The 26,753-nt window shown below is 74.2% G+C and carries 21 protein-coding genes; 11 read left to right on the top strand and 10 right to left on the bottom strand.

Annotated features, from left to right (window positions below; translation table 11 throughout):
• The first annotated feature begins 29 nt into the window (after positions 1-29).
• Positions 30-845, top strand: coding sequence for a carbohydrate ABC transporter permease (locus AB0M30_RS04550; RefSeq protein WP_103342310.1), 816 nt, complete (start codon positions 30-32; stop codon positions 843-845).
• Between the two features lie 292 nt (positions 846-1,137).
• Here AB0M30_RS04550 and AB0M30_RS04545 read toward each other — a convergent pair whose 3' ends face one another.
• The 5 genes from AB0M30_RS04545 to AB0M30_RS04525 form a co-directional block, all read right to left on the bottom strand.
• The gene (locus AB0M30_RS04545; protein ID WP_364579767.1) at positions 1,138-2,148 is read right to left on the bottom strand and encodes a DUF5914 domain-containing protein; all 1,011 of its coding nucleotides are present in this window, start codon (positions 2,146-2,148) and stop codon (positions 1,138-1,140) included.
• Positions 2,149-2,256: 108 nt separating this feature from the next.
• Positions 2,257-3,147 (bottom strand): MerR family transcriptional regulator, encoded by an 891-nt coding sequence (locus AB0M30_RS04540; RefSeq protein WP_364579764.1) that lies wholly within the window; start codon positions 3,145-3,147, stop codon positions 2,257-2,259.
• Between the two features lie 182 nt (positions 3,148-3,329).
• Positions 3,330-3,563 (bottom strand): hypothetical protein, encoded by a 234-nt coding sequence (locus AB0M30_RS04535; protein WP_364579761.1) that lies wholly within the window; start codon positions 3,561-3,563, stop codon positions 3,330-3,332.
• On the bottom strand, positions 3,506-4,216 hold the full coding sequence (locus AB0M30_RS04530) for a MerR family transcriptional regulator (RefSeq protein ID WP_364579759.1): 711 nt from the start codon (positions 4,214-4,216) through the stop codon (positions 3,506-3,508). The genes AB0M30_RS04535 and AB0M30_RS04530 overlap by 58 nt, the downstream gene beginning before the upstream one ends.
• A 122-nt stretch (positions 4,217-4,338) precedes the next feature.
• Entirely contained in the window at positions 4,339-5,280 is a 942-nt protein-coding gene (locus tag AB0M30_RS04525; RefSeq protein ID WP_364579756.1) for a YhjD/YihY/BrkB family envelope integrity protein, read from the bottom strand.
• Here AB0M30_RS04525 and AB0M30_RS04520 point away from each other — a divergent pair.
• Complete coding sequence (locus AB0M30_RS04520; RefSeq protein ID WP_364579754.1) at positions 5,275-5,910, top strand: CDP-alcohol phosphatidyltransferase family protein; 636 nt, start codon at positions 5,275-5,277, stop codon at positions 5,908-5,910. The two genes, AB0M30_RS04525 and AB0M30_RS04520, sit on opposite strands and share 6 nt — an antisense overlap.
• Positions 5,911-6,083: 173 nt before the next feature.
• Here AB0M30_RS04520 and crtI (AB0M30_RS04515) read toward each other — a convergent pair whose 3' ends face one another.
• The 3 genes from crtI (AB0M30_RS04515) to AB0M30_RS04505 are packed head-to-tail and all read right to left on the bottom strand — an operon-like array spanning position 6,084 to position 9,489.
• A complete protein-coding gene (crtI, locus tag AB0M30_RS04515; RefSeq protein ID WP_364579751.1) occupies positions 6,084-7,595 on the bottom strand; it encodes a phytoene desaturase family protein in 1,512 nt (503 codons plus the stop codon).
• Positions 7,592-8,692, bottom strand: coding sequence for a glycosyltransferase (locus AB0M30_RS04510; RefSeq protein WP_364579748.1), 1,101 nt, complete (start codon positions 8,690-8,692; stop codon positions 7,592-7,594). The genes crtI (AB0M30_RS04515) and AB0M30_RS04510 overlap by 4 nt, the downstream gene beginning before the upstream one ends.
• Complete coding sequence (locus AB0M30_RS04505) at positions 8,671-9,489, bottom strand: carotenoid biosynthesis protein (RefSeq protein WP_364580483.1); 819 nt, start codon at positions 9,487-9,489, stop codon at positions 8,671-8,673. The genes AB0M30_RS04510 and AB0M30_RS04505 overlap by 22 nt, the downstream gene beginning before the upstream one ends.
• Positions 9,490-9,871: 382 nt before the next feature.
• On the opposite strand from AB0M30_RS04505, the gene AB0M30_RS04500 reads away from it, so the two are divergent.
• From AB0M30_RS04500 to AB0M30_RS04460, 9 genes are all read left to right on the top strand, one after another.
• Positions 9,872-10,972 carry a polyprenyl synthetase family protein gene (locus tag AB0M30_RS04500; protein ID WP_364579745.1) on the top strand — a complete coding sequence of 367 codons (1,101 nt, stop codon included), beginning with the start codon at positions 9,872-9,874 and terminating at the stop codon, positions 10,970-10,972.
• Positions 10,973-11,417: 445 nt separating this feature from the next.
• Positions 11,418-12,893 (top strand): phytoene desaturase family protein, encoded by a 1,476-nt coding sequence (gene crtI / locus AB0M30_RS04495; RefSeq protein WP_364579742.1) that lies wholly within the window; start codon positions 11,418-11,420, stop codon positions 12,891-12,893.
• Positions 12,890-13,852, top strand: coding sequence for a phytoene/squalene synthase family protein (locus AB0M30_RS04490; protein WP_364579740.1), 963 nt, complete (start codon positions 12,890-12,892; stop codon positions 13,850-13,852). Before crtI (AB0M30_RS04495) ends, AB0M30_RS04490 begins: the two co-directional genes overlap by 4 nt.
• A gap of 1 nt (position 13,853) precedes the next feature.
• Positions 13,854-14,195: a lycopene cyclase domain-containing protein gene (locus AB0M30_RS04485; RefSeq protein ID WP_103342234.1), complete on the top strand. Its 342-nt coding sequence runs from the start codon at positions 13,854-13,856 to the stop codon at positions 14,193-14,195.
• On the top strand, positions 14,192-14,512 hold the full coding sequence (locus tag AB0M30_RS04480) for a lycopene cyclase domain-containing protein (protein WP_364579738.1): 321 nt from the start codon (positions 14,192-14,194) through the stop codon (positions 14,510-14,512). Before AB0M30_RS04485 ends, AB0M30_RS04480 begins: the two co-directional genes overlap by 4 nt.
• Positions 14,509-15,240 (top strand): class I SAM-dependent methyltransferase, encoded by a 732-nt coding sequence (locus tag AB0M30_RS04475; RefSeq protein ID WP_364579736.1) that lies wholly within the window; start codon positions 14,509-14,511, stop codon positions 15,238-15,240. The genes AB0M30_RS04480 and AB0M30_RS04475 overlap by 4 nt, the downstream gene beginning before the upstream one ends.
• Positions 15,237-16,778 carry an NAD(P)/FAD-dependent oxidoreductase gene (locus AB0M30_RS04470; RefSeq protein ID WP_364579733.1) on the top strand — a complete coding sequence of 514 codons (1,542 nt, stop codon included), beginning with the start codon at positions 15,237-15,239 and terminating at the stop codon, positions 16,776-16,778. The genes AB0M30_RS04475 and AB0M30_RS04470 overlap by 4 nt, the downstream gene beginning before the upstream one ends.
• A 5-nt stretch (positions 16,779-16,783) precedes the next feature.
• Positions 16,784-18,055: an NAD(P)/FAD-dependent oxidoreductase gene (locus tag AB0M30_RS04465; RefSeq protein ID WP_364579730.1), complete on the top strand. Its 1,272-nt coding sequence runs from the start codon at positions 16,784-16,786 to the stop codon at positions 18,053-18,055.
• Between the two features lie 400 nt (positions 18,056-18,455).
• Complete coding sequence (locus AB0M30_RS04460) at positions 18,456-20,330, top strand: Calx-beta domain-containing protein (RefSeq protein WP_364579728.1); 1,875 nt, start codon at positions 18,456-18,458, stop codon at positions 20,328-20,330.
• Between the two features lie 45 nt (positions 20,331-20,375).
• Here AB0M30_RS04460 and AB0M30_RS04455 read toward each other — a convergent pair whose 3' ends face one another.
• Positions 20,376-21,362: a 3-oxoacyl-ACP synthase gene (locus AB0M30_RS04455; protein WP_364579726.1), complete on the bottom strand. Its 987-nt coding sequence runs from the start codon at positions 21,360-21,362 to the stop codon at positions 20,376-20,378.
• Positions 21,359-26,740 (bottom strand): condensation domain-containing protein, encoded by a 5,382-nt coding sequence (locus AB0M30_RS04450; RefSeq protein ID WP_364579724.1) that lies wholly within the window; start codon positions 26,738-26,740, stop codon positions 21,359-21,361. Before AB0M30_RS04450 ends, AB0M30_RS04455 begins: the two co-directional genes overlap by 4 nt.
• Between the last annotated feature and the right edge of the window lie 13 nt (positions 26,741-26,753).

The following is a 26,753-nucleotide window of genomic DNA, read 5'->3' as shown; positions in this document are numbered from 1 at the left end:
CCCACCCGAGCACCCGGAGTTCGTCGGTCGTGGTGACCACGGCGATGTTCGTCGCCGCGGTCTACTTCCTGCTGCCGGTGGTCTGGCTGGCGATCTCCGCCACGAAGTCCGCCTCCGACCTCTCGACGACGTTCGGCCTGTGGTTCTCCGGCAACCACCTCGGCCGCAACCTGCACGACACGGTGACCTTCGGCGACGGCCTCTACCTGCGATGGCTGGCCAACAGCGCGCTGTACTCGGTGGTGGGTGCGGCGGCGGCCACGCTGCTGTCGGCGATGGCCGGCTACGCCCTCGCCAAGTTCACCTTCCGCGGGCGGGCCGCCACGTTCTCCGCCATCCTCGCCGGGGTGCTCGTGCCGCCGACCGCGCTCGCCGTCCCGCTGTTCCTCATGCTCGCCGGCGCCGGGATGACGAACACGGTGTGGTCGGTGCTGCTGCCGAGCACGATCAGCCCGTTCGGCGTCTACCTGGCCCGCGTCTACGCGGCGGCGTCGGTCCCGGACGAGCTGCTCGAGGCCGGCCGGATCGACGGCGCCGGCGACGTGCGCATGTTCTACACGGTCAGCCTGCGCCTGATGGCCCCGGCGCTGATCACGATCTTCCTGTTCCAGTTCGTGGCGATCTGGAACAACTTCCTGCTCCCGCTGGTGATGCTGACCAGCGACCGGCTGTACCCGGTGACCCTCGGGCTGTACACCTTGAACACCCAGATCACCCGCGACCCCGACCTGAAGGCCGTCGTGGTCACCGGCTCACTGCTGTCCATCATCCCGTTGATCCTGGCTTTCCTGGCGCTGCAGCGCTTCTGGCGGACCGGGCTCGCCGCGGGCGCGGTCAAGGACTGAGGCAGCGTGGGATCGCCGCGCCGCTCGGGCTCAACGGCGCGAGCAAGACGACGACCATCCGGCTCGGGAAGCTGATCCTCACCGCGGTCATGGCCATCGCGCTCACCACACCCTTCGCGCTGGGGGCCGGTGCCGGTCGCGGCTACCTCGCCGGGATCGCCGATCCGCCGGGCCTTCCCCAGGTTCGTGTTGGTGGCCGCGGTCGGGTTCACCGGACCGGTGCCGACGGCGGGTGCTGGGAACGCGCCGACCACGATCGCTGAGCGGCGGGTGATCCGGCGCCGCCGGCGGATCAGCGATGATCCTCGCGCAACGCGTAACGCCGCTCCGCGTACGCGAGGTCGTCCCGCCACAACCGGGCCGCGGCACGGCGCATGAGCGGCCGCAGCACCGGCGCCATGCGGGCCGCCTTCGCGAAACCCGGCCGGTCGGAGGCGGCGATCGTCGCCTCGATCACCGCCGTGCGCGGGCGGCCGTCGGGACCGGGGCCGAGCGGGGTCGCGTGCGTTTCCACCACGCTGCCCGTGCCCTCACCGTCCACAATGGTCATCAGCACGGTGCGCGGGTCCGGGCAGGTGAACTCGGCGACCACCGGGACGCCGATCTTCCCCGCGAGCCGGAACGTCACCTCGACGACGAACCGGTCTTCGGCTTCGGCGACGTCGACGCCCTCCGGCGCCGACAGCACCCGCAGCTTCGCGAACGAGTACGGGTGGAACCAGGCGCCGTGCCACGGGTCGAGGCGGTTGGCGACGACGTCTTCGGGCTCGCAGACCCCGGCCAGCGTCGCCACGGCGTCGACCGTGGTTCCGGGCGGGCGGACCGGCACGATCGGCCGTTCCGTGGGCTGCTCGCCACCGATGCGGTCGAGGCGGACCCACGCCAGCACGCCGTCGTCGTGGGCCGGCAGCACCGTCCACCCGGGACGGTCCGCGCCCACGCGCAGCCCGTGCCAGCGGCAGACCAGCTCGCCGCCGTGCACGCGCGCCTGCTCCAGCGGCGCGCCGAGGTGGGGGCACGCGCCCGGGCCGACGAGCAGCGCGCCGTCCGGCCCGCGCCACGCGACCAGCTCGCGGCCGCCCACGCGCACGCCGAACGGCCGGTCGGCGCGGATTTCGCGAGCGGCGGCGAAGACGAACCAGTTGCCCGACGGCCGGGCACCCGCCCGCTTGACCGCGGCCTCGATCAGCGCGGGGCTGCAGCCGGCGTAGGTGGGCTCCTGCCGGGCCCAGGCCGGCTCCCGGAACGGCTGCACCGGCCACCGCGCCGGCCAGCGCTCGATCACCTGCCGCTTGAGGTCCACCGGACACGCTCCCGCCCGCCACGGCCGGCCGAAGCGACCGGCACGCGAGTCATCCTCGGCCATCTGGAGCGATTGCGCAACGCTTTCGCCGGGTCCCCGGGCGGGGTTTCACGCCTTCAGGCGTTCGGTGGCCAGTTCGAGGGCGGCGGCCAGGTCGTTGACCCAGGGGACGTCCTGCTCGGTGAAGTTCGCCCAGCCCGGGCCCGCCGTGGCGATGTCGAAACCGCGCCGCCGCAGCCGCTGGACGAGCAGGTCGTCGGCGGTGTTGGCGGACATCGACCACAGGAACACCACGACCGGGTCGAGCTTGGCGGCGATCGCGATCGTGGTCTCGGCGGGCACCATCTGACCCAGGTGGACCGCCGGGATGCCGACCTCGACCATGGCGGCCCGCAGCACCTCCATCGGCAGGCTGTGCCGCTCCTCCGGGCAGCAGGCCAGCAGCACCACCCGACCGGGTGGGGTGTTCGCGAACCCGGCGCTGTAGCGCTGCAGCGCCAGCGAGATTTCGCCGGTCAGCGCCCATTCGGACTCGAAGCAGACGTCGCCGCTCAGCCAGCGGCCGCCGAGGTGGCGCAGCACGGGGACGAGCACCTCGGTCCACGCCGAGGCCGGGCCGAGCGCGTCCAGCGTTTCGTCGAGCAGGGCGGCCAGCGAGGCGAATTCGAGGTCCTCCGCGGCGCGCTCGAGCTCTTCGATGTGCCGGTCGACGGACACCTCGGGCACCGCTTCGCCGGCACCCGAGAACGCCGCCGCGGCGGCTTCCCTGGCGCGCATGCCGCGGTCGATGAGCCGCTGCATGTACTGCAGCCGGCGGACGTCGGCGTCGGAGTACCGCCGGTGGCGCCCGTCGTCACGCAGCGTCGGGCCGACGCCGTAGCGCGCGGCCCAGGTGCGCAGCGTCACCGGCGAGACGCCGAGCAGCTCGGCGACCTTGCCGGGCGTCCACGAACCCCCGGCCCGGGGCCCGTCCCGGCCACTCACCGCGTCGACGTCCATCAACACCACGTTCCCACACGCCAGGGACGTCCGCCGGTGCGGCCACCACGCGGTGCCGCCCCGGCGGAACAGCCTACGACCGGCTGTGTCCGCCTCAACGGATACGGCATCCGGCGCCCGGCCGATACTCCCGGCACCCCGGAAGCACTCCTTGAAAGGCTCTTTGTGACTCAAGTCACAGTTTATCCGGTGATCTCCCTACCCGTGTGCGCGGAAACCTCCCGCAGCGCGACCGGCAACCCGTTGACCACCGGGCCGACGCGGCCGCCGACCGGGTGCCAACCCGGCCCGGCCGCGCGCACCGGCACGTCCCGGCGGGCGAGTTCGGCCAGCAGCGGGGCGTCGGCGGTGTAGGGCGTCATCGACCAGAGCAGCACCAGCGCCGGGTCGAGCCGGGCCGCGGTCCGCACGACCACGCCGGGTACCACCATCTCGCCGAGGAACACCACCGGCACGCCGGCTTCCCGCAGCACGTGGCCAGCACCCGCATCGGGAGGGAGTGCCGCTCGGCCGCGCAACAGGCCAGCAGCACCGGCCGGTCACGCGGTGGTGGCGAGGCCCGGGCCGCCTGGCGTTCGAGCGCCGCCGAGACCGCCCCGGTCAGGGCCCATTCGGCCGCGAAGGCGCTTTCCCCGGCCTGCCACCGCTCGCCCTGCCGGCGCAGCACCGGGGTCAGCACGTCGGTCCAGGCCGCGATCGTGCCGTGCCCGGCCAGCAGTTCGTCGAGCAAGCCGGCCAGCGCGGGGAGGTCGACGGCCGCCGCGGCCTGGTCGATCTCATCCGCCCGGAGCCGGGACCGCGCGGGGGTCACGGCTTCGGAGAGGACCAGCCCGGCCGCGGTCCCGGCCCGGATGCCCTGGTTCACCAGGACGCTCATGCGCCGCAGCCGGTGCAGCTCCCGCGGCCCGTAGAACCGCTGGCCGCCCGGCCCGCGGCGGGCGGGCCCGAGACCGTACCGGCTGTCCCACGCGCGCAGGAGGACGGGCGACACCCCGAGCGCGGTGGCGATCTGTCCCGTCGTCCACCACGAGGTCCGGTCGGTGACCTCCGGTTCCGGTCTGGTCGTCACTCGCCCCACCCCTGGTCACCCACGCACCGGCCCCGGGTCAGGCAGCGGTAATACCGATGATGGCCCAATCGAATCGCTTGTGCAACGCTTTGAGGTGACAGGCGACGGTCAAATCAAGCGACCTAGCCGGGCTTGCGGGAGTATCCCGGCGTCTCGCTTGCTTTTGCATCGATTTCGGGTGCGGCTCCGAGGCGGGTGCGCTCGGCGCTGAGGGTCACCCGGTACCCGAGCAGGAGCAGCACGTGGAGCAGGTAGAGCCACAGGATCAACGCCGACACCGCGCCGACGGCCCCGAGGCCGCCGAACGGCACGCTCCAGTCCAGCGGGATGGCCAGGAACAGGAGGAACCCGTGGAAGAACCCGGCGAGCACGGCGGCCACGGCGAAGGCGCCCACCACCAGCGGCCCGCGGCGCACGCCGCGCGGAGCACCGCCGGCGAACACGATCGCGGTCACCGCGGCGATGATCAGCCAGTCGATGTGGAACGACAGCGTGATGCCCCAGAACGTCGCCCAGCCGCCGCGGGTGTAGAAGCCGGCCACCGTGTCGGCGGTGGCCAGCGGTGCGATCGCCAGGGTCGGGCTGAGGACGAGGACGGGCACGAACATCAGGCGCCCGCGCCAGCCGACGAGGGCCCCGGCGGGCTGCCCGGCGACCTGGACCAGGCCGCGCAGCAGGCCTTCGCCGTAGAAGGTGGCCGGCAGCAGGGTCACGAGCAGCGCGGTCCACGACGTGCCGAGGGCGGCCGTGGCCAGGGCTTCGAGCGCGGGCCCCGGCCCGTGGCCCGGCGGCAGCGCGTCGACCCAGCGCGAAACGCCGTGCCGGACGAACGCCGGCGACCCGAGGAACGCGGCACCCCGCAGGGCGACGAGCGCCAGCGGGACGACGGCCAGCACGGCGAAGAACGTGACACCGGCCGCCCACAGGGACAGATCCCGGCCACGGAGTTCCCGGCCGGCGTCCCGCAGGACGACGCCCGCGCGGCGGGCCACTTCCCGCGCGTTCACGTCGATGCCCCGGCGCGCGAGGAGGACGACGGGGTCGCCGGCTGGTCCCGGGTGCACGAGCACGACGTGTCGGGCAGCGCGCTCGCCGTCGGCTGGCTGCGGGCGATCCACCTGCTGGCCCGGCCGGTGCTGGGCGTGCCGCCGGACGTGCTCACCGGCTGCGGAGTGCTGAGCGCGCTGGCGGCGGTCTGGCTGGCCTCGCTCGGGGGTGAGGCGCTGTGGTTCGCCCTGGCGGCGATCGTGGCCACGGGTGTGTTCGACGGCCTGGACGGCGCGGTGGCGCTGCGCACCGGCCGCGCCCGCCCGCTCGGCGCGGTCCTCGACGCGGCCGCGGACCGCCTGACGGAACTGGCGTTCGTGGCGGTGTTGCTGGTGCTCGGCGCCCCGGCGGCCTGGTGCGCGGCGATGGCGGTGCTCCTCCTGCTGCACGAGTACATCCGGGCCCGCGCCCAGGCGGCGGGCCTGCGCGGAGCGGGGGCGATCACCGTGGCCGAGCGCCCGACGCGGCTGATCGTGCCGGCGGTCGCGGTCACCGGGGCGGCGGTGGTTCCGGCCGGGACGCCGTGGACGGGCTGGCCGTGGGGCACGACCTGCGCGGTGCTGGGGACCGGGCTGTCACTCATCGGGTTGGCCCATCTTTGGGTGGGTGTCGCGCGGGCGTTCGGGCGGAGTGAGGAGCAGGGCTGAGATCGGTCCGCCGGCTGGTCTTCGATCGGCCCGGCCCCGCTCTCGCCGGTGTCGCGAATGACTCATTCGGGGCGCCTGAGGTCCCGAATGAGTCATTCGGGACGGGGGAACCCGCCGCAGCACCTGGCCCACCCGGGGAGGCAGGGCTACTCGCGGGCCGTTCGCCCGCGCACTCATCGGCACGGCTCGCCGTGCCCTGGGTATCGGCCGGCCGGTCCGATCAGTCCCGCGACGATCTCCGCCGACATCGCCACCAGCGGCAGCCCTCCCCCGGGATGCGCCGACCCGCCGGCCAGGTACAGCCCCGGTACCGGCGTCGCGTTCGCCGGGCGGAGGAGGGCCGCGCGCGGGCCGTTCGATGATGAGCCGTAGATCGCGCCGCCCGGTGCTCCCGTGGCGCGTTCCATGTCCGCCGGGGTGCGGATCTCGCGCCACAGCACCCGGTCGCGCACGTCCAGGCCTCGCGCGGCGAGGACCTCGAGCACCCGGTCCGCGTACCGCTCCGCCCGGCCCGGCGCCGTCCAGTCGACGCCGGCCGCCGGGTCGTGGCGGGGGGCGTTCACCAGCACGAACCAGGCTTCGCAGCCCGGGGGGTGCAGCTGCGGGTCCGCCGGCGCGCAGATGTAGACCGCCGGGTCGTCGACCGGCCGGGGCGTGCGGCCGAAGAGCGCGTCGAATTCGGCGTCGTAAGCGGCCGGGAACAACACGCGGTGGTGGCCGGGATCCGGTGTCGTGCCGCGCAAAGCGAGCAGCAGCACGAATCCGGCCGACGACGGCTGCGTCCGCCGCAGGGCTCGGCGCGGCCGGCGGGTGCGGGGGTCGTCGAGCAGGTCGCCGTACACGTGCGTCGCGTCCGCGTTGGCCACCACCACCGAGGCCGCGAGCCGCTCGCCGCTCGCCAGGCGGACGCCGCGGACGCCGGCCGGGCCGGTCTCGATCGCGGTGACCTCCGCGTCCGTCCGGACTTCGACGCCCAGCGCGGCGAGCCGGCCCAGCAGGGCGTCCCCCAGCCGGCGCAGGCCGCCGCGGACGTGCCAGGCGCCGAATTCCTGCTCCACGAACGGGACGACGCTCAGCACGGCGGGCAGCCGCCGCGGGTCCGAGCCCGTGTAGGTCGCGTAGCGGTCCAGCAGCATCCGGGCGCGCGGATCGCTCAGGCGGCGCCCGATCCCGCGCAGGGTGCGCCACGGGGCGATCGCCATCAGGTCCCGGACGCTCCTGGCGTGCTTGAGCAGGTCCCGGGTGCCGTTCAGCGGGCGGCGCAACACCGGCTCCCCGACCAGGCCCCAGAGCCGCTCCGCGTCGCGCATCAGCCCACGCCACTCGTCGCCGGCGCCGCCGCCGAAGGCCGCCTCGAGCGCGCCGGGGACCGCCGCCCGCTCGTGGGGGACGGCCAGTTCGGTGCCGTCGGCGAACCGGTAGCGGCAGGCGGGGTCGACCGGGACGATGTCGACCAGCTCGTCCAGGTCGGCGCCGGTGGCCGCGAAGAGTTCGCGGTAGACCGAGGGCAGGGTGAGCAGCGAGGGACCGGTGTCGAAGGTGAACCCGTCCCGGGTGAACGTCGCGAGCTTGCCCCCGCATGACGCCGAGCGCTCCAGCACGGTCACCCGGTGCCCGGCCGCGGCGAGCCGGGCCGCGGCCGCGAGCCCGCCCATGCCGCCGCCCACCACGACGACGGCACTCATACCGGACGCCCCTTCCACACGAGCCGGCCGGTGATCCGCGCCCGCCACGACCGGCCGATCAGCCCGGCCAGCGCGAGCACGGACACGGGGTGGGCCAGGCTGTCCGGCCACACGCGGCCCCCGGTGCGCCGAGCCGCCACGACCCGCCCGGCTACGCCCGCCGCGTAGCCCACCAGGCCCGCCCGCGAGCCGGCCAGGGCCGCCACGGCGGGCAGCACCCACACCACCAGCAGCAGCCCGGTGATCGCCACCGCCGCCGGAGCCGGACCCGTCGCCGACCACAGCGACTTCGTGTAGCCCTCCCGCAGCTGCGGCCACGTCGCGTACATCCGGCACTCCGCGACCCGGCTGCCGTCCGCGACCACCCCGCGGCCGCCCGCGCGCTTCACCGCGCGCATCAGCGCGATGTCGTCCAGCACCTCGCCCGCGACCGCGGTGAACCCGCCGCACTTGCGCAGCATCGCGGCGTCGATGACGAAGAACTGGCCGTTGGCCGCGGAAAGCGACGGCCGCGACGACGTCTCGGCGAGCCGCAGCGGCAGCAGCACCAGCCACGACCACTGCAGTAACGGCTGCACCAACCGGGCCCCGAGCCCCTCCGCGCGCTGGCGCGGAAACGGCGACACCGCGTCGAGATCCGCCTCGCGCAGCAGGGAAACCGCGGCCGCGACGGCGTCGGGAGCCAGCACGACGTCCGCGTCGACGCAGACCAGCACGCTCCCCCGCGCCCGCTGGGCCAGCTGGTGGCACGCGTGCGGTTTGCCCAGCATCCCCGGCGGTGGCTCGGTGCCGGTCAGCAGCGTGACCCGCGGCCCGGCGACCCGGCGGACGACGTCCGCCGTCCCATCGCGGGAACAGTCGTCCAGCACCAGGATTTCGGCGTCGTCGAGGCCGCGCTGCGCCAGCAGCGACCGCAGGGCCGGGGTGACGCGGTCGGCTTCGTCGCGCAGCGGCAGCAGGATCGACACGGCTTCGCGGCACCGGGCCGGCCCCTCGCGCGGCGCCCGGACGATCCGCGCGTTGTACGCCGCGTGCGCGGCACCGGCCACCGCGGCGCAGGCGGCGGCGCGCACGATCACGCGGACACGCGCGCCCATCGGAATCCCCTCCCCAGCCGGATCGCGAACGGCACGGCGACCGCGCCCATGAGCACGCCGCCGGCGACGGCCACCCACGGCCGGCCGAAGAACGCGAAGTGCGCCCACACCGACGAAAACCACGTCCAGAGGTACAACGCGGGCGCCGGACCGGCGGCGAGGCCCGGGATCGGGTCCGGCGGCCGGGGCACCCAGCGGTGCAGTGCGGCCTGGATGAGGACGGCGACCAGCAGCCAGCCGGCGAAGTTGGTGGCCGGGATGCCGGCCACCAGCGGCAACGACGGCTCGGGCGACGACCAGATCCAGTACCCCTCGTCCACCATCTGCGGGTCGAGGAAGACGTCCCACGCCGCCAGCGCGCACGCGGCCACCGCGACCACGCCGGCCGGTTTCACGGCCAGTGCCCGGCCGGCCAGCAGCGCCGGCCACGCCATCATCAGCCAGGCGAGCGGGACGATGCCCGGCACGCCGGCGACGGGCCAGCCGAGCAGGTCGGTGTAGGCGTAGCGCCCGAACGGAACTCCGGTGTGCAGGCCCGTCACCTCGGCCAGCAATCCGCCGCCGCCCGCGACGACCGCCAGCGTGACCGCCGCCCGGGCGCCGCAGCGGGACCACACGTCGGCGAGGGACGCCGCCGCGAAGCACAGCACCGTGAGCACGGTGAGCGCGGTGCGGCCGCCGGGGTCGGTCACCGAGTAGAAGATCTGGCAGAGCACGGTCGCCGCGGCGCAGAGCCAGGCGGCCAGTGCGGGCGGGGTGGGGCGGAGACGGGTGAATGCGGCGGTCCGCGAAACCATCACGGAAGCAGAATAGCCCGGCAGTGAAAGGCCTGAACCTCGTGGCCTCGATTTCTCCGGCCGCTTCGATAATCGATGTTTGGCTCAGTGATAAATGGGCATGACAATGCACGACGAGCACCCGGCGACGCCCAGGTGTGGGCGAGCGCCGCCGGGTGCGGGGCCCGCGACCGAGGGATGGCACGGCGGGCCCGCCGGGACGACGTGTGGCGTCGCCGACCCGGCCCCAGGGAGGTCCTTCCGGTGCAACACCGATGCAGATCGCCGGGCGAAGTTCGGTGATCACGCGGGTTTCCTGGTGTTCATCGGGTTCAAGTAGACAAGCTACACCACATGTGAAACGGTTGCGAATCGAATAGGCCGAGAGTGGGAGGGGCGCCGGATGACCGCGACCTTGACGACGGGGGTGGCCCGCGCGGGCGATGCGCCCGCCGAGCGGCTGGACGCACTGGGCCGTCGCTGCCTCGCCGCGGCGCACGGATTCGTGAGCGAGCGGGCGACGGAACATTTCGCCGGCCGCAGCGAGGGAGCGCTCGCGGAAACCGCGGTTCCGGAGTTCGTCGCGGGCGGGAAATGCCTCCGCCCGCTATTCGCCTACGTCGGGTGGCGGTGCGGGCAACCGGAATCCGACGCCGCCGTCCGCGCGGCCGCCGCGCTGGAACTGCTGCACTGCTTCGCCCTCGTCCAGGACGACGTGATGGACGGCTCCGCGCTGCGCCGCGGCCGCACCGCGCTGCACGTCCGGTTCGCCCGCTGGCACGAGGAACAGGGCTGGGCGGGCTCGGCGCCGCGGTTCGGCGAGTCCGCCGCGATCCTGTTCGGCGACCTGTTCCTGGTGTGGTCCGAGCAGATGCTGCGCGAGAGCGGGCTGACGCCGGAGCAGCTGGCGCGGGGCTGGACGCACTACGACGCGATGCGGGCCGAGCTGGCCGTCGGCCAGCTCGCCGACCTGGTGAACGACGCGCGGGCGCTGCCCAGCTGGGACACCCTGCTCGACGTCCTGCGCCGCAAGTCCGGCAACTACACGGTCCGGCGGCCGCTGGAGTTCGGGGCGGCGCTCGCCGGCTGCGGCCCGGAGCTGATGGCCGGGCTGGGCGAGTTCGGCGGCCTGGTGGGCGAGGCGTTCCAGCTCCGCGACGACCTGCTGGGCGTGTTCGGCGACCCGGCCGTCACGGGCAAGCCGGCCGGGCAGGACCTGCGCGAGCGCAAGGCGTCCAGCGTGGTGGTGCTCGCCGCGGCGATGGCCGACCGGCGCCGGCAGACCGAGTTCGCCGAGCTGCTGGAGCTGGAAACCGTGGATGACGAGGCGGTTTCGCGCTGGCGAGAGCTCATCGTGGCCACCGGCGCGCGGGAGCGCATGGGCGAGCTGATCCGCGAACGCGCCGACAAGGCGCTGGCGGCGATCGACCCGGCGGTGGTCCCCCGGCACGCCGGTGACCTGCTCGCCGCGCTCGCGGCCCGCTGCACGGAGCGGGAGCGATGATGGGCACGCCGATCCCCGCAACCGCCGACCCCGCACCACACTGGCGCCCTGCCCGCAGCGCTCGCGGTCCACTGCACGGAGCGGGAGCGATGACGGGCACGCCAAACCCCGCAACCGCCGACCCCACACCACGCCGGCGACCTGCCCACAGCACTCGCGGTCCACTGCACGGAGCGGGAGCGATGACGGGCACGCCAAACCCCGCAACCGCCCACCCCACACCACACTGGCGCCCTGCCCACAGCACTCGCGACCCACTGCACAGAGCGCGACCGACGCCAAGCCAGCCGAACCCCGCAACCGCCAACCCCGCACCACACCAGCGGCCCACTGGCCGCCCGCCGCACGGAGCGTGGCCGACGACAAGCCAGCCGATCCGAAGCCGAGCAGGCCAAGCACCCGCCGCGACCATCCCCGCCGCCTTCCCAGCCACGGAACGGAACCGATGAAAACCGTGCCCGGACCGGTCAACCGGGTCGTCGTCGTGGGCGCCGGGCTGGCCGGCCTCGCCGCCGCCCTGCACCTGGCCGGCCGGGGGCGGGAAGTCACCGTCCTCGAACGCGATCCCGGGCCCGGGGGCCGTGCGGGGCGCGTCGAACGGCACGGCTACCTGCTCGACACCGGCCCCACCGTGCTGACCATGCCGTCGATCCTCGCCGGCACCTTCGCCGCCGTCGGGGCCGAGCTCGGCACCGAACTACCGCTGACGCAGCTCGACCCGGCGTACGTCGCCCAATTCGCCGACGGCAGCACGCTGCCCGTGCACACCGACGCGGCCGCGATGGCCGACGCGGTCCGCGACTTCGCCGGCCCCGCCGAAGCCGCCGGCTACACCCGGCTGCGCGACTGGCTGACCCGGCTCTACCAAGCCGAATTCGGCCGGTTCATCGACGCGAACATCGACTCCCCGCTCGGCATGCTCCGGCCGGAACTGGCCCGGCTCGTGGCCCTGGGCGGGTTCCGGCGGCTCGACGGCCGGGTCGGCCGGTTCCTGCGCGACGAGCGGCTGAAGCGGGTCTTCACCTTCCAGGCGCTCTACGCGGGCGAATCCCCGATGCGGGCGCTGGCCCTGTACGCGGTGATCTCGTACATGGACACCGTCGGCGGGGTGTACTTCCCGCCCGGCGGCATCGCGGCCCTGCCGCAGGCGCTCGCCCGCGTCGCGGCCGACGCCGGGGTCAAGTTCGGCTACGGCGACGCCGTCGCCGAGCTCGAACGCGCCGGGTCCCGCGTGACCGCGGTCCGGACCGCTTCCGGAGCCCGCTACCCGTGCGACGCCGTCGTCCTCACCACCGAACTGCCCGAGAGCTACCGGTTGCTCGGCCGGAAGCCGCGGCGGCCGGTCCCGCTGCGGGCCGCGCCGTCCGCGCTCGTCGTGCACGCCGGCGGCCCCGCCACGCACCCCGAGGTCGCGCACCACACCATCTCCTTCGGGCACGGGTGGCGGTCGACCTTCGACGAGCTCATCACCCAGGGCCGGCGGATGAGCGACCCTTCGCTGCTGATCACCCGGCCGACCGCCACCGATCCCGGGCTCGCCCCGCCCGGGCGCCAGCTCTATTCCGTGCTCGCCCCGGTGCCCAACCTCGACCGCGGCCCCGCGGACTGGGCGGCCGAAACGGACTCCTACGCGGAAGAGGTCCTCGACGTGGCCCGGGCCCGGCTGCTCCCCGGCTTCACCCCGGACTTCACGCACGTCATCGGACCGGCCGAGTGGGCGGACCGGGGCCTGGTCGCCGGGACGCCGTTCAGCTACGCCCATTCCTTCGGTCAGACCGGGCCGTTCCGGCCGCGGAACCTCCCCCGCGGGACGGACAACGTCGTCCTGGCCGGCGGGGCCACGGTGCCCGGCGTGGGCGTGCCGACCGTGCTCATCTCCGGCAGACTGGCTGCCGACCGGATCACCGGAGGGACGCGATGACCCGACGTGAACTCGACGCCGCCGGCATCCGCGAGCCCGGGCTGCGCGCGGCCTACACGTGGTGCCGCGAGCTCAACGCCCGGCACGGCCGCACGTACTTCCTCGCGACGCGGCTGCTGACCCCGGCGCAGCGGCCGGCGATCCACGCGCTCTACGGCTTCGCCCGCTGGCTCGACGACATCGTCGACGAACCGGAGGACGACGCCACGCCCGAAGCCCTCGACGTCCGGCTGCAGGAGGTCGAGAAGCGGTTCCTCGCCGACCTCGACGCCGGCGCGAGCGACGACCCGCTGCTCACCGCGGTGATCGACACGGCGGCCCGGTACACCCTCGCCAAGGCGTACTTCGAAGCGTTCTTCACCTCGATGCGGATGGACCTCACCGTCACCGGCTACGCCACCCGGGAGGAGCTCGACACGTACGTGCACGGCTCCGCTGAGGTGATCGGCCTGCAGGTGCTGCCGGTGCTCGGCACCGTCGCCCCGCGCGAAGAGGCCGCGCCGAGGGCCGCCGCGCTCGGGAAAGCCTTCCAGCTCACCAACTTCCTGCGCGACGTCGCCGAGGACCTGGAACGCGGCCGCGTCTACCTGCCGGCCGACGAGCTGGCCGTGCACGGCGTCGACCGCGCCCGGCTGCACTGGTGCGCCGCCCGGGGGCGGGCCGATCAGCCGGTCCGGGCCGCGATCCGCAACCAGATCGCCGTCACCCGCGACATCTACGCCGAAGCCCGGCCGGGCATCGCCATGCTGCACCCGGTCTCCCGCCCGTGCGTGGCCACGGCGGCGAGGCTGTACGGGGGCATCCTCGACCGCATCGAGGACGCCGGCCACGACGTCTTCGCCGGACGCGCGGCGGTTTCGCGCGGGCAGCGGCTGGCGGTGGCGTGCGGGGCGGTCGCGCGGACGCAGTGGGCCCGGCGGCGCCACGCGGCGCCGGCGCTCCCGGTGGCGGTGGGCTGAAGTGGGCAAGGCCGAATACCTCGTCGTGCTGGCCGCCTGCGTCCTGGTCACGCTGCCGCTGGAGATCGCGGGCGCGCGGGTCTACCGGCAGCCCCGGCGGCTGGCGCGCGCGGTGCTGCCGGTCGCGCTGGTGTTCCTCGTCTGGGACGCGCTGGCGATCGCCGGCGGCGTCTGGGACTACGCGCCCGAGCACGTCACCGGCCTCCGCGCCCCCTTCGCCGTGCCGCTGGAGGAAATCCTGTTCTTCGTGGTGATCCCGATCTGCGGGGTGCTGACCTACGAGATCGTCCAGCTCACCCTCGCGGTGCTCCGGCGGTTCGGCAGGCAGGAGGCCCGCCGGTGATCCCGTGGGGCTACACCGTGCCCGCGGTCGCCGCCGTGGCCGCGGTCGTGCTGGCCGAGCTCTTCCTGCTGCGCACGGGATTGTTCCGCCGGCCCGCCTACTGGATCACGATCGTCATCGTGACCGCGTTCCAGATCCCGGTGGACGGCTGGCTGACCAAGCTTTCCGACCCGATCGTGCGCTACGCCCCGCAGCACATCACGAACTGGCGGGTGCCCTGGGACATCCCGGTCGAAGACTTCCTCTTCGGCTTCGCGCTCGTGACCGCCGTGCTGCTGGTGTGGGAACGAGCCGACCCCCGACGGGAGCGAGCATGAACGCGATGGCGAAGGACGGTCTCCCCCGCGGCGCGGTGCCGTCGGCCTTCGACACCGAAGCGCGGTGGTACGACCAGCTGGTCGGCGCCAATCCGGGCTACCACGAGCACCTCCGGCTCTCGGCCCAGCGGCTGGAGCTGCCGTCGGACGGGACGGGCCTGCGGCTGCTGGACGCCGGCTGCGGCACCGGCGCGTCGACGGCGGCGCTGGTGTCCGCCGCCCCGGGCGCCGAGGTCACCGCGTTCGACGCCTCCGGGGAGATGCTCGCACGCGCCCGGGCGAAGGCCTGGCCGGACGGCGTCACCTTCGTCCACACGCCGGTCGAGGACCTCGACGGCGTCTCCGGCCCGTTCGACGCGATCCTCGCGGCGTACCTGCTGCGCAACCTCAAGGAACCGACCCGGCAGCTGCGGCGGCTGCGCGGACTGCTGCGTCCCGGCGGCCGCATCGCGGTCCACGAGTACTCCGTCCACGACTCCCGGCGCGCCCGGTGGGTGTGGAACGCGGTCTGCGCGGGCGTGATCATCCCGCTCGGGAAGATCACCACCGGCGACGCGACCCTCTACCGCCACCTGCGCCGCAGCGTCCTCGAGTTCGACGGCATCGCCGCGCTCGCCCGCCGGCTCACCGACGCCGGCTTCACCGACGTCCGCACTGCCACGATGCCCGGCTGGCAGGACGGCATCGTCCACACCGTCCTCGGCACCAACCCGCAGGAGCACCCGTGACCCGCCCCCTCGGCACCGACCGCCGGATCGAGACGCGCCCGGCCCCGCCCGGCCTGGCCGACGCCGGGCTGCTCGGCCGGCGCCCCACGGCCGCGGTCGTCGGCGGCGGCATCGCGGGCCTCACCGCGGCCACCGGGCTGGCCGAGCGAGGCGTCACGGTGACGCTCTTCGAGCGCGACGGCCACCTCGGCGGGCGGGTCGGCGGCTGGGCCGACCGGCTGCCGGACGGCACCCCGGTGACGATGAGCCGGGGCTTCCACGCCTTCTTCCGCCAGTACTACAACCTGCGGTCGCTGCTCATGCGCACCGATCCCCGGCTCGACCGGCTGACCCCGCTGGCCGACTACCCGCTGCTGGACGCCCAGGGCCGCACCGACACCTTCGCGGGTCTCCCCCGGACGCCGCCGTGGAACGCGCTGGCGTTCGCCTGGCGCAGCCCGACGTTCACCCCGCGGGACCTCGTGCGCATCAACGGCCGCGGCGCCCTGCCGCTGGCGACGGTCAGCGTCCCGGAGACCTACCACCGGCTCGACGGCACCGACGCCGCGAGCTTCCTCGACGCGATCAACTTCCCCGAGGCGGCCAAGCACCTGGCGTTCGAGGTGTTCTCGCGCAGCTTCTTCGCCGATCCCCGAGAACTGTCCGCGGCGGAACTGGCGACCATGTTCCACCTGTACTTCCTGGGCTCCAGCGAAGGTCTCGTGTTCGACGTGCCCACCGAGCCGTTTCCGCAGGCACTGTGGGACCCCCTGGCCGGCTACCTGGCCGACCGCCGCGTGACCATCCGGACCGGCACCGCGGTGGCGTCGCTCGACCGCACGTCCGACGGGTTCGCGGTCACCACGGCGGAGGACACCACGCGGTTCGACGCCGTGGTGCTCGCCTGCGACGTGCGAGGACTGCGCGAGATCGTCGCCGCTTCACCGAGCCTCGCCACGCCGGAGTGGCGGGCGGCCGTGGCCGGACTGCGCACGGCACCGCCGTTCCTCGTCCGCCGGCTCTGGCTCGACCGGCCCGTCGAGGCCACCCGGCCGCCCTTCCTGGGCACCGGGAGCGTGCCGCCGCTGGACAACATCAGCCTGCTCGACCGCTACGAGGGCGAGGCACGGCGGTGGGCGGCCCGCACCGGCGGCTCGGTCGTGGAGCTGCACGCGTACGCGGCCACGACCGACGACCGCGAGACGCTGGCGAAGGCCGTGGACGACCGGCTGCACGCGATCTACCCCGAGACGCTCGGCGCGCGGGTGACGGCGTCGATTTCCTTGTGGCGCGAGGATTGCCCGCTGTTCGGGCTGGGCGACTTCGCACGGCGTCCGACGGTCGGGACCCCGGACCCGGCGCTGGCGCTGGCCGGCGACGGCGTGCGGATCGACCTCCCGGTCGCGCTGATGGAACGCGCGGCCACCACCGGCTGGGCCGCGGCCACCGCGCTCCTGGCGGGCTGGGGCCTCGCCGGGCACCCGCTGCGCTCGGTGCCCAACCGCGGCCGCATCGGCCTGCTGAACCGGCTCGCCGCGACGAAGTACTTCGGCGGGTGAGCGGGATGCCGGACCACGAAGTCGTCATCGTCGGCGCCGGGCTCGCCGGGCTGGCCGCCGCCATCACGCTGCACCGGGCCGGGGTTCCGTGCGCGGTGCTCGAGGCTTCGGACGACGTCGGCGGCCGCGTGCGCACCGACGTCGTCGACGGCTTCCGCCTCGACCGCGGGTTCCAGATCCTCAACCCGGCCTACCCGGCGATCCGGCGGCTGGTCGACGTCGGCGCTCTGCGCCTCGGCCGGTTCTGGCGCGCGGTCCGGGTGGCCGACGACGACCGCGTCTCGCTGCTCGGCCACCCGCTCGACACACCCAAGGCGATCCGGGACATCGCGGTCCGGCGTTACCTGTCGGCGAAGGACCTGGCCGCGCTCGGCACGCTGTCCGCCCGCGTCGCCGCGGGTCCGGCCCGGTCGATCATCGACCGCGACGACCGCACGACGCTCGACGAACTGCGCCGCGCCGGTGTGTCGGCACGGGCGGTGGACACCGTGTTCCGGCCGTTCCTGTCCGGGGTGTTCCTGGAGCGCGAACTGACCACATCGGCCCGGTTCTTCCAGCTGGTGTGGCGCAGTTTCCTGCGGTCGGCGCCGTCGTTGCCGGCGCTGGGCATGGGTGAGCTGCCGCGCCGGCTCGCCCGGGCGCTGCCGACGTCGGCGATCCACCTGGGCACGCCCGTCGAGGAGGTCCGGCCGGGCCGCGTCCGCACGGCGGGCGGCGAGGTGTGGACGGCCCGCGCGGTCGTCGTCGCAGCCGACGGTTCGACGGCCGCCCGGCTCGCCGGGGTCGCGGAGCCGCGGTGGAACAGCGGGACGACGTGGTACTTCGCGCCCCCGCGCTCGCCGTTGCGCGAGCCGGTCATCGTGATCGACGCGCGCGGCGGGCCGATCACCAACACCAGCGTGGTCAGCGAGGTGTGCCCCACCTACGCCCCGCCGGGGGCGGCGCTGGTGAGCGCCTCGGCGTTGACGACGCTGCCCGAACCCGAGGTGCGCCGGGCGCTGGGCCGGCTGTACCGCACGGACGCGACGCGCTGGCCGCTGGTCGCCCGGTACGAGATCGCCCACGGGCTCCCGGCGATGCCCCCACCGCACGAGCTCCGGCGGGACGTCCGCCTGGGCGAGGGCCGGTACGTGTGCGGCGACCACCGGGACACGAGTTCCCTTCAGGGCGCCTTGGCGTCGGGGACCCGGGCGGCCCGGGCGGTGCTCACCGACCTCGGCCGACCGGGCCGGACGGAAGACCGACCGAGACGGCCCGGGCTCGAAGGTCGCGAATGACTCATTGGGGACCTCGCACGTCGCGAATGAGTCATTCGCGACCTCCCGCCGGGCCGACCGGACCCGCGGCCGGCGCCCGATACGGCGCCGCGCGCTACGGCATCCGGGCGGAAATTCGCTCCCCGCACGGCGAAATCCGCCCGGATCCCGCCGATCGGCCGCCACCGATCGTGTGATTTTCCCGGGCCCCGTCGCTGGATGGAGTGAAAACCACTTCGTGATCTTCGGTGTTCCGGCCCAGTGCACCCGTGGTTTACGTAGGCCGGATCCGGTGTCGTGCCCCGTTGAGCCCCTTGACACAGGGCGCTCCGGGTGACGTCTTCCCGTTCTGCTAACGAAATCCGGCGTTTTCCGTCTTCCCGAGGCAACCCGCAGTAATCCGGCCTTCGGAAGGAAGTCCATGTCGCGGAGATCATTGTTCGTCGCGTTGACCACGGTCAGCGCCTTGCTCACCCCGGCCGCCGTGGCGGCCGCGGCGCCACCCGGGGTCGATCCGGCCACCGTCGACCTCACGCTCTCCGCCGGGCAGAGCACCACCGTCACCAAGCACGTCACGACCTCCGCCGTCCCCCCGAACCCCGACCTCGTCCTGCTCGCCGACACCACCGGCAGCATGAGCGGCGCCATCACCAACGTCCGCACCAACGCCGGTGCCATCACCGGGGACGTGCTCGCCGCGCAGCCGACCGCCCAGTTCGGCGTCGCCGAGTACAAGGACTTCAGCGACTCCGTGCCCTTCAAGGTCAACCAGGGCATCACCGGCGACACCGCCGCGGTGCAGGCCGGGATCAACCAGTGGGCCGCGTCCGGCGGCGGCGACCTCCCGGAAGCCGACCTCAACGCGCTCTACGAGCTGGCCTCCGGCGCGGTCACCTTCCGCCCGGACGGCACCCGCATCATCGCCTGGTTCGGCGACGCGCCGTCGCACGACCCCAGCGGCGGGCACACCCTGGCGCAGACCATCGACGCGCTCAAGGCGGCGAACATCCGGGTGGTCGCGGTCAACGTCGGCGCGCTGGACGCCGACGGCCAGGCGAGCGCGATCGCCACGGCCACCGGCGGCGTGCTGCTGAACAACGTGCCGTCGAACCAGGTGTCGCAGGCCATCCTCGCCGGCATCAAGTCCATCGAGGTCACGGTGACCCCGAAGGTGACCACCTGCGACCCGCAGCTGACGCTCGCCAACGCCCCGGCAAGCGTCAAGGTGGCCAGCGGGGACGTCGCCACGTTCACCGAGACCGTCACCGCCAAGGCCGACGCCGCGCCCGGCACCTACCACTGCACGGTCGACTACCTGGTCGACGGCATGTCCCGCGGGTACGTCGAGACGACGACCGTGCGCGTGCTCGGCTTGAGCATCAACGACGTCACGGTGACCGAGGGCTCCGGCGGCGCGCCGGTGCCGGCCACCTTCACCGTGTCACTGCTCGGCGGGGCCAGCCCGAACCCGGTGTCGGTGCACTACGCCACCGGGAACGGCACGGCGACCGCACCGGCCGACTACCAGGCGACGAGCGGTGACGTGACCTTCGCACCCGGCGAAACGACCAAGCTGGTGACCGTCCTGGTCAACCCGGACACCGTCGACGAGCCGGACGAGACGTTCACCGTCACCCTGTCGGCGCCGTCCGGCGCCGGGCTGGTCGACCCGACCGGCGTCGGCACGATCCTCGACGACGACCGCGACGGCGTCTTCTCCTGCACCGGCACCGCCGCGAACGTCATCGGCATCACCGCGGCCGTGGCGAACCCGGCGAACCTGCCCTGCGCCGACGACAGCAAGACCGTCCTCGACGCGACGCTCAACGCGGGCCTGATCAAGGTGCAGACCCACGCGCTGACGTCCTCGACCGACCTGGCCCCCGACAACCAGTCGGCGGCTCCGGCGGCCGGTGACCACGCGCAGGCGTCGGCCAAGATCGACAAGACGGTGATCAGCACGGTCGGGCTGACCATCGAGCTGGGCGTGATCCAGTCCCAGGCGGCGGCGACCTGCCAGCCGGCTCCGGGCGGCCTCGCCCCGGCGCTGACCGGCAGCTCGAGCGTCGCGTCACTGAAGATCAACGGCGTCTCGGTCACGGTGGGCACGGCCCCGGTGACCATCGCGCTGGTCATCGGCTCGCTGAAGCTGAACGGCCAGACCATCGCGAACGGCGTCGTGAAGCAGCAGGCCGTCGCGCTGGAAACCCCGCTGGCGAAGATCGTGCTGGCGGAGTCCCAGGCCGACGTGCACGGCACCGCCGCGCACCCCGCGGGCAACCCCTGCACGCGGTGATCCGGTGAACCCCCCGGGGCGGGCGGCTTCCGCCCGCCCCGGGGCTCACAGCTCGTGGGCCGTCGTTTCGCCGGTGGTCACCAGCAGGGCGCTCCAGGCCGCGGCCGGGCTGATGTTGAGCAGCACCGCGCGGCCGTCGAACTCCCCGGTTTCCCGGGCGCTCGACAGGTTGAAGAACACGTCGTTCGGCCCGAGGTGGCCGTAGCGGGCCAAGTTGCCGAAGCACGCCTTCGCGATCGGGACGCCGATCGCCTCCGACCAGTTCCGGAACGCCGCCGTAGACAGGTTCTGGGTGAGCCAGCACGGGACGTCGTCGAGGCTCAGGCCGTTGCGGCCGAGCAGGCGGGTCACCAGCGCCCGCAGGCGGTTGCGGGTCTCCACGGCCAGCCGGAAGGAATAGGCCGCCGGGTCGGTGCACTCTTCCCGCCACCGCGCGAACTCCTCGTCGCGGTACTCGACGCGGAACAGGTCCGCGTAAGCGCCGTTCGTCTCGAGCAGGATGTCCCGGATCCGGAGATTTCCCTGACGGCGCAGCAGAAGCGCGCCACCGCTGTCGCCGTTGACCGTGACGGGGTGGCGGTAGCGCCCGGGCGTCGCGGGCTTGCTCCCGTGCAGCACGAGCACGTTCGCCAGGTCCGGGTCGGCGCGCAGCAGCCCGCTTGCCGCGAGCAGGGCCGGGGTGAGCGACGCGCAGCCGAGCCCACCGACCGAAAACGCCATCGCCCGCCCGGCGCCGAGCATCGCCTGCAGCCGGGTGGCTTCCGAGCTGACCAGCGTCTCCGGGGCCCGCGGCTCCACCGTCAGGACGACGTCGACGTCATCCGCGTCGAGGCCCGCGGTGGCCAGCGCGCGCCGGCCCGCGCGGGCGGCCAGCTCGGCCGCGGTGAGCGTGTCGTCGGCGGGCACCCGGTCGATGCCCAGCGCGGCGCAGGTCGCGCGCTCGACGTCGGACAGCGTGGCCAGCTCCGGCAGCTCGGCGACGGCCAGCGCGGTGTCCGGCAGGTACCAGGCCGACGCGGCGAGCGCGATCACTTGAGTTCGGTGAAGGCGCCGAGGATTTCGTCGGCGAGCGCGTCCAGCCGCTCCTGGCCGACGCCGCCGGCCACGGCCAGCCGCAGCGCGCCGTCACGCACCGCGCTGGTGACCACCAGCGGGAACCAGGACGCGACCGCGCGCTTGAGGTTCACCGAGAGGTCCCAGCGGGTCCGCAGGAGCCGGACGCCGGAGTCGAACGCCGGAGTGTCGCTCGGCCCGTGCAGCACCAGGACCTCCGGTTCCGGCAGGGCGCGCAGCCGCGCGGTGCCCGGCGAGTCCGGGGAGAGGTGGCGCAGCATGCCGTAGCCGACGCCGTCGTTCGGCACCGACCGCGCGCGGTCGGTGATCTCCGGCAGGCAGTCGCGGGCCGCGGTGCCCGGCTCGACCGGCAGCACCAGCGGGTGCAGCGTGGTGAACCAGCCCACCGACGGGCCGCGCCCGGCGAGCCGGAACGGGTTGGGGGTGGCCTCCCCTTCGGTCATCACGAACGCGCTCGGCGCGTCCTGCCACCGGGCCAGGCCGCAGGACACCGCGCACAGCGCCGCCTCCCGGCCCTGCGCGCCCCCGGCGGACAGCAGCGTCGCGACGGCGGGGTCGTCCAGGGTGCGGGCGGTGATGCCGTCGCCGGGCGAGCCGCCGATCGTCCCGGCGGCGCCACCCGCCCGCAGTGTCGCCGTCCAGTAGGTCAATTCCGCCGAGAGGTCGTCCGAAGCGGCCATCGCCCGCAGGTGCTCGGCCCACTCCCGCCAGCGCGGCGGGCGGGGTGCCAACGCCGGGGCGCGGCCCGCCGCGAGGTCGGCGAGCAGCACGTCCAGGTCGTCGAGAACGACCACTGTGGACATGTTGTCGAAGACGAAGTGGTTGACCAGCAACACGAGCAGGCCGCCGCGGGCGCGGCCGCGGTCGTAGTGGCGGACGCGGAACAGCGGCCCGCGCGCGGGGTCCATCTCCGCCTTCATCGCCAGGCAGTCGTCGGCGACGATCCCGAGCTCTTCGTCGGTGGTCAGCGGCGGGAGCACCATGGTGTCGAACACGTCCGCCGCGGTGACGTCGGCGACCTCGAGCCGGGCGCCCAGTGCGTTGCGCCGCAACCGGTAGCGCAGCGGTTCGTGCAGGGTCAGGAGGTGCCCGATCGCCGTCCGGACCGCGGCCGCGCCGATCCCGGGCGTGGTTTCCACCGTGTGCACGTCGACGAAGTCCCCGACGTCGTCCGGCATCCGGTGCAGGAAGCTGAGCATGATCGGGGTGGGCGGGATCAGCTGGAGCGGCTCGGGCGTGGCGGCGGCGACCGGCGCCGCGGAGGGCACGGGGGCCGGGCCGTCGACGACGGCGGCGCGGGCCAGCTCGCCGAGCGTGCGGCACTGCAGCAGCTGCTGCGGGGTGAAGTGGACGCCGTCCTTCGCCGCCCGCGCGGCCACCCGGACGCCGAGGACCGAATCACCGCCCAGGTCGAAGAAGTTGTCCTTCGGGGAGACCGGACCGGCGGTCAGCAGGTCCGCGCAGATCGCGGCGAGGACCCGTTCGGCGTGGGTGACGGAGTCACTGTCCACGAAGGAAGGTGCGGCCATGGCGGGCTCCCGGTGGCTGGTGGCGGGGACCGGCTCGCCGTCGACGGCCGGCAATGCGTCGAGCGGGCAGCCGGGATCGCGCAGCACGGCGTCGAGCAGGCCGGGCAGCAGACGGGCGAGCGCGGCGGCCGTCTCGCGGTCGAACAGGGCGGTCGCGTACTCGAAGTAGCCGTCCATCGGCCCGTCCTGCTGGTCGATGACGCCGACCGTCAGGTCGAACTTCGCGGTGCCCGGCGCGATCCCGGCGACCGTGCCGCTGTCGGAGAAGCGCGAGCAGCCGAGGCCGCCCAGCTCGGCGGTGTCCTGCGGGACGTTCTGGTAGGTGTAGGCGACGTCGAACAGCGGCTGGCGGCCGGGTTCTCGCGGCCCGCACACCGCCGAGACGATCTTCTCGAGGGGGATCTCCTCGTGGTCGAGGACCTGCGCGACGGTGTCCGCGCAGCGCCGGACCAGATCGGTGAACGACAGCGCTCCCTCGACCCGGGTGCGGAACGGCGGCAGGTTGTTGAAGTACCCCATGAGGTCGTGCGTCGCGGGGTGTGTCCGGCCGGAGGTGGCCACGCCGACGACGACGTCGGTGCACCCGGCCCAGCGGTGCAGCAGGGCGTCGACCAGCGCGAGCATCGTGACGAACGTCGTCACGCCGTGTTCGCGGCTGAACTTGCGGGCGGCCTCGGCCGCCGGTTCGGCCACGGTGAACTCCACGAGGTCGCCGTCGAAGGTCTGCGCCGCCGGGCGCGGCCGGTCCAGCGGCAGCTGCGCGGTGGGTGGCCCGGCCAGTGCGGTGCGCCAGAACCGCAGGCCGCGCTCGAGGGTCTCCCCCGTCAGCCGCTTCCGCTGCCAGGCCGCGAAGTCGGCGAACTGGAACGGCAAGTCGGGCAGGTCCGGCGTCCGGCCGGCCAGCCGTGCCTGGTACAGCTCGGTGAAGTCGCGGAAGAAGATCGTCGGCGACCAGCCGTCGAAGACGATGTGGTGGTAGGTCCACAGCAGGACGTGGTCGTCTTCGGCCAGGCGCACCAGGGTGATCCGGACCAGCGGGCCGGTGGCCAGGTCGAACGGGCGGACGGCTTCCGCCTCGGCCAGCTCGTGCGCCGCGGCGTCCCACTCCGCTTCGGGCAGCGTGCTCAGGTCGTGCACGACGAGCCGGGGCCCGGGTTCGGCGAGCCGGGCGAACGGCACGCCGTCGTCGTCGGGGATGCAGGTGCGCAGCACTTCGTGCCGGGCGAGCAAGTCGTCCACCGCACCGCCGAGCGCGGCTTCGTCGAGGGGACCGGACAACCGGAGGTCGTGCGGGATGTTGTAGAGCGCGCTGCCGGGGTTCAGCCGGTCGAGGTACCACAGCTGTTCCTGGCCCGCCGACAGCGGCAGCGGGCCGCCGCGCGGCAGGACGGTGATGGCGGGGAGGTCTTCGGACGGGCCGCGCTCGGCCCGCACGGCCTCGATGCGGGCGGCGAAGGCCCGCACGGTCGGGTGGCCGTACAGGTCGGCGAAGGTCAGCTCGACACCGAAGTCGTGTTCCATGGTCCGCAACGCGGTGATCGCCGCGATCGACGTCCCGCCGAGGGCGAAGTAGTCCGAGGTCCCGGTGAGCTCGTCCTCGCCCAGGGCCCGCGCCCAGATCTCGGCGACCCGGCGCTCGGTGTCCACATCGGACACCGGAGCCGGCGGAGGTTCCGGAGCGCGGTTTCGAACGGCCGGGGCGCCCGGCCGGCGGCACCAGCAGCGGACGCTTTCGAGCGGGTACGCCGGGGCTTCGATCCGCGGCACCACCGCACCGGCGTAGTGGCGGTCCCAGTCCAGCCGGACCCCGAGCCGGTAGAGCGACGCCAGCTGCCGCAGCACCGCCCGGCGGCCGGCGCCGGCGATCAGCTCGACGCAGCCGAGCTCGGGGGCCAGGCGGCGCATCGTCCGCGACAGCACGCCGCCGGCGCCCAGTTCGACCAGCACCGCGCCGTCGCGGACGAACCCGCGCACCGCCTCGGCCAGCCGGTCCGAGTCGAGCGTGGCCCCGACGGCCCGGTCCGCCGCGGCCGCCAGGCCGTCCTCGAGGGACAGTTCGCCGCGCGCGATCCGCACCGACAGGTTGCCCGCGCCCGAACCGACGAGGTGGGTGTCGGGGATGCCCAGCGACCGGGCCAGCCGGTGCAGCGCGTGGTGGACGGCGACCAGCCGGGGGCCCGGCTCGGCGGGCAGCGGGTCGTCGCCGAGGATCGGCCAGGCCGCACACAGGTCCGCCCAGAGCTCGGTCTCGACGCCGCCGTCGCCGGAGAACAGCAGCACCACCGGCGGGTCGTCCGCGGCGGGTGCGTCCGGGACGGCGGCCGACCGCAGCGCCGCCGCGAGGCCGGCGGGTTCGTCGGCGACCACGGCGAGCCGGAACGGGTGGTCGTCGCGGCCGCGGTTCATGGCGTGGCCGATGGGGAGCACGCCGTGCCCGCTCTCCCCGGCGAACGCGGCGAGGCGGTCGCGATAGGTGGCGAGGGCGGCCGCCGACTTCGCCGACACCGTGACCAGGTGGCTCGTCTCCGCCGGTTCGGCGGGCACCGCGGGCGGTGGGGGCTCCTCGACGATGGCGTGCACGTTGGTGCCGGTGAGCCCGAACGAGCTCAGGCCCGCACGCCGCGGGCGGCCTTCCTCCCACGGGCCGAAGGCCGGGTTGACCCGCACCGGGCCGCCGAAGTCGATCAGCGGGTTGGGCGTCTCGAAGTGCGCGGTCGGGTACCGGACGCCGCGCCGCACGCTGAGCAGCACCTTGACCAGCCCGGCGACCCCGGCGGCGTTGTCCAGGTGCCCGATGTTGCCCTTGATCGAGCCGATCGCGCAGGACGGGGTCGTCACCCCCGCGTCGAGGAACGCCTGGCGCAGGGCCTCGACCTCGACGACGTCGCCGAGCGGGGTCGCCGAGCCGTGGCACTCGACGTACCCGACGGTGGCCGGGTCGACACCGGCGTCGCGCCAGGCCGCGGTGATCACCTCGGTCTGGGCCGCCCGGCTCGGCGCGCTCATGCTGGCCATCCGGTAGCCGTTGTGGTTGACCGCGATGCCCTTCAGCACGGCGTGCACGTGGTCGCCGTCGGCGAGCGCGGCGGGCAGCGGCTTGAGCACGACGATGCCGCCGCCTTCGCCGCCGACCGCGCCGGTGGCCTTCTCGTCGAACGGGCGGCACCGGCCCTCGGGTGACTCGACGCCGCGGACCGGGACGTGCCCGGCCACCCGGATCGGCACCGGCCGCACGCTGACGCCGCCCGCCAGGGCCAGCTCCGCGGCCCCGCTGCGCAGCAGGGCGACGGCGTGGGCGATCGCGACCAGGCTGCCGCTGCACGCGGTGTCGAGGACGAGCGCGGGCCCGGTGAAGTCGTGGCGGTAGCTGATCCGCGCCGCGAGTGCCGCCCCGATGATACCGAGGATCTGCTGCGGGTCCTCCTCTTCGAAGAGGTCTTCGTAGTCACTGCGCGAGCTCCCGAGCACGACCGCGGTGCGCGATCCCCGCAGGGCCTGCGGTGCGTAACACGCGTTCTCGAGCGCTTCGTGGGCCAGCTGCAGGATCAGCCGCTGGTGCGGGTCCATCCACGCGGCCTCGGCCGGCGGGACGCCGAAGAACCGGTGGTCGAAGCGGTCGATCCGGTCGAGGTAGCCCATCGGCAGGTAACCGGGCCCGGCCGCGAAGCCGTTCTCCCGCAACCGTTCCGCGGTGGGCTGCCCGACCACGTCCCGGCCTTCGGCGAGCAGGTCGTGCACGGCGTCCGGCCCGTGGGCGCCCGGGAGCAGGGCGGCCACCCCGATGATCGCCACGTCGTCGTTGCGCACCGGCTCCGACCTC

The sequence above is a fragment of the Amycolatopsis sp. NPDC051716 genome, from assembly GCF_040681595.1.
Classification (GTDB): Bacteria; Actinomycetota; Actinomycetes; order Mycobacteriales; family Pseudonocardiaceae; genus Amycolatopsis.
The sequence above is the reverse complement of the archived record's forward strand: the minus strand, read 5'-3'. Positions and strand labels throughout refer to the sequence as shown.

Excerpts from the sequence above, each read along its gene's own strand:
- AB0M30_RS04540 (WP_364579764.1), bottom strand. The coding sequence starts at position 3,147 with ATGGACGTCGACGCGGTGAGTGGCCGGGACGGGCCCCGGGCCGGGGGT.
- crtI (WP_364579751.1), bottom strand. The coding sequence starts at position 7,595 with ATGAGTGCCGTCGTCGTGGTGGGCGGCGGCATGGGCGGGCTCGCGGCC.
- AB0M30_RS04510 (WP_364579748.1), bottom strand. The coding sequence starts at position 8,692 with ATGGGCGCGCGTGTCCGCGTGATCGTGCGCGCCGCCGCCTGCGCCGCG.
- AB0M30_RS04505 (WP_364580483.1), bottom strand. The coding sequence starts at position 9,489 with ATGGTTTCGCGGACCGCCGCATTCACCCGTCTCCGCCCCACCCCGCCC.
- AB0M30_RS04500 (WP_364579745.1), top strand. The coding sequence starts at position 9,872 with ATGACCGCGACCTTGACGACGGGGGTGGCCCGCGCGGGCGATGCGCCC.
- crtI (WP_364579742.1), top strand. The coding sequence starts at position 11,418 with ATGAAAACCGTGCCCGGACCGGTCAACCGGGTCGTCGTCGTGGGCGCC.
- AB0M30_RS04490 (WP_364579740.1), top strand. The coding sequence starts at position 12,890 with ATGACCCGACGTGAACTCGACGCCGCCGGCATCCGCGAGCCCGGGCTG.
- AB0M30_RS04475 (WP_364579736.1), top strand. The coding sequence starts at position 14,509 with ATGAACGCGATGGCGAAGGACGGTCTCCCCCGCGGCGCGGTGCCGTCG.
- AB0M30_RS04465 (WP_364579730.1), top strand. The coding sequence starts at position 16,784 with ATGCCGGACCACGAAGTCGTCATCGTCGGCGCCGGGCTCGCCGGGCTG.
- AB0M30_RS04460 (WP_364579728.1), top strand. The coding sequence starts at position 18,456 with ATGTCGCGGAGATCATTGTTCGTCGCGTTGACCACGGTCAGCGCCTTG.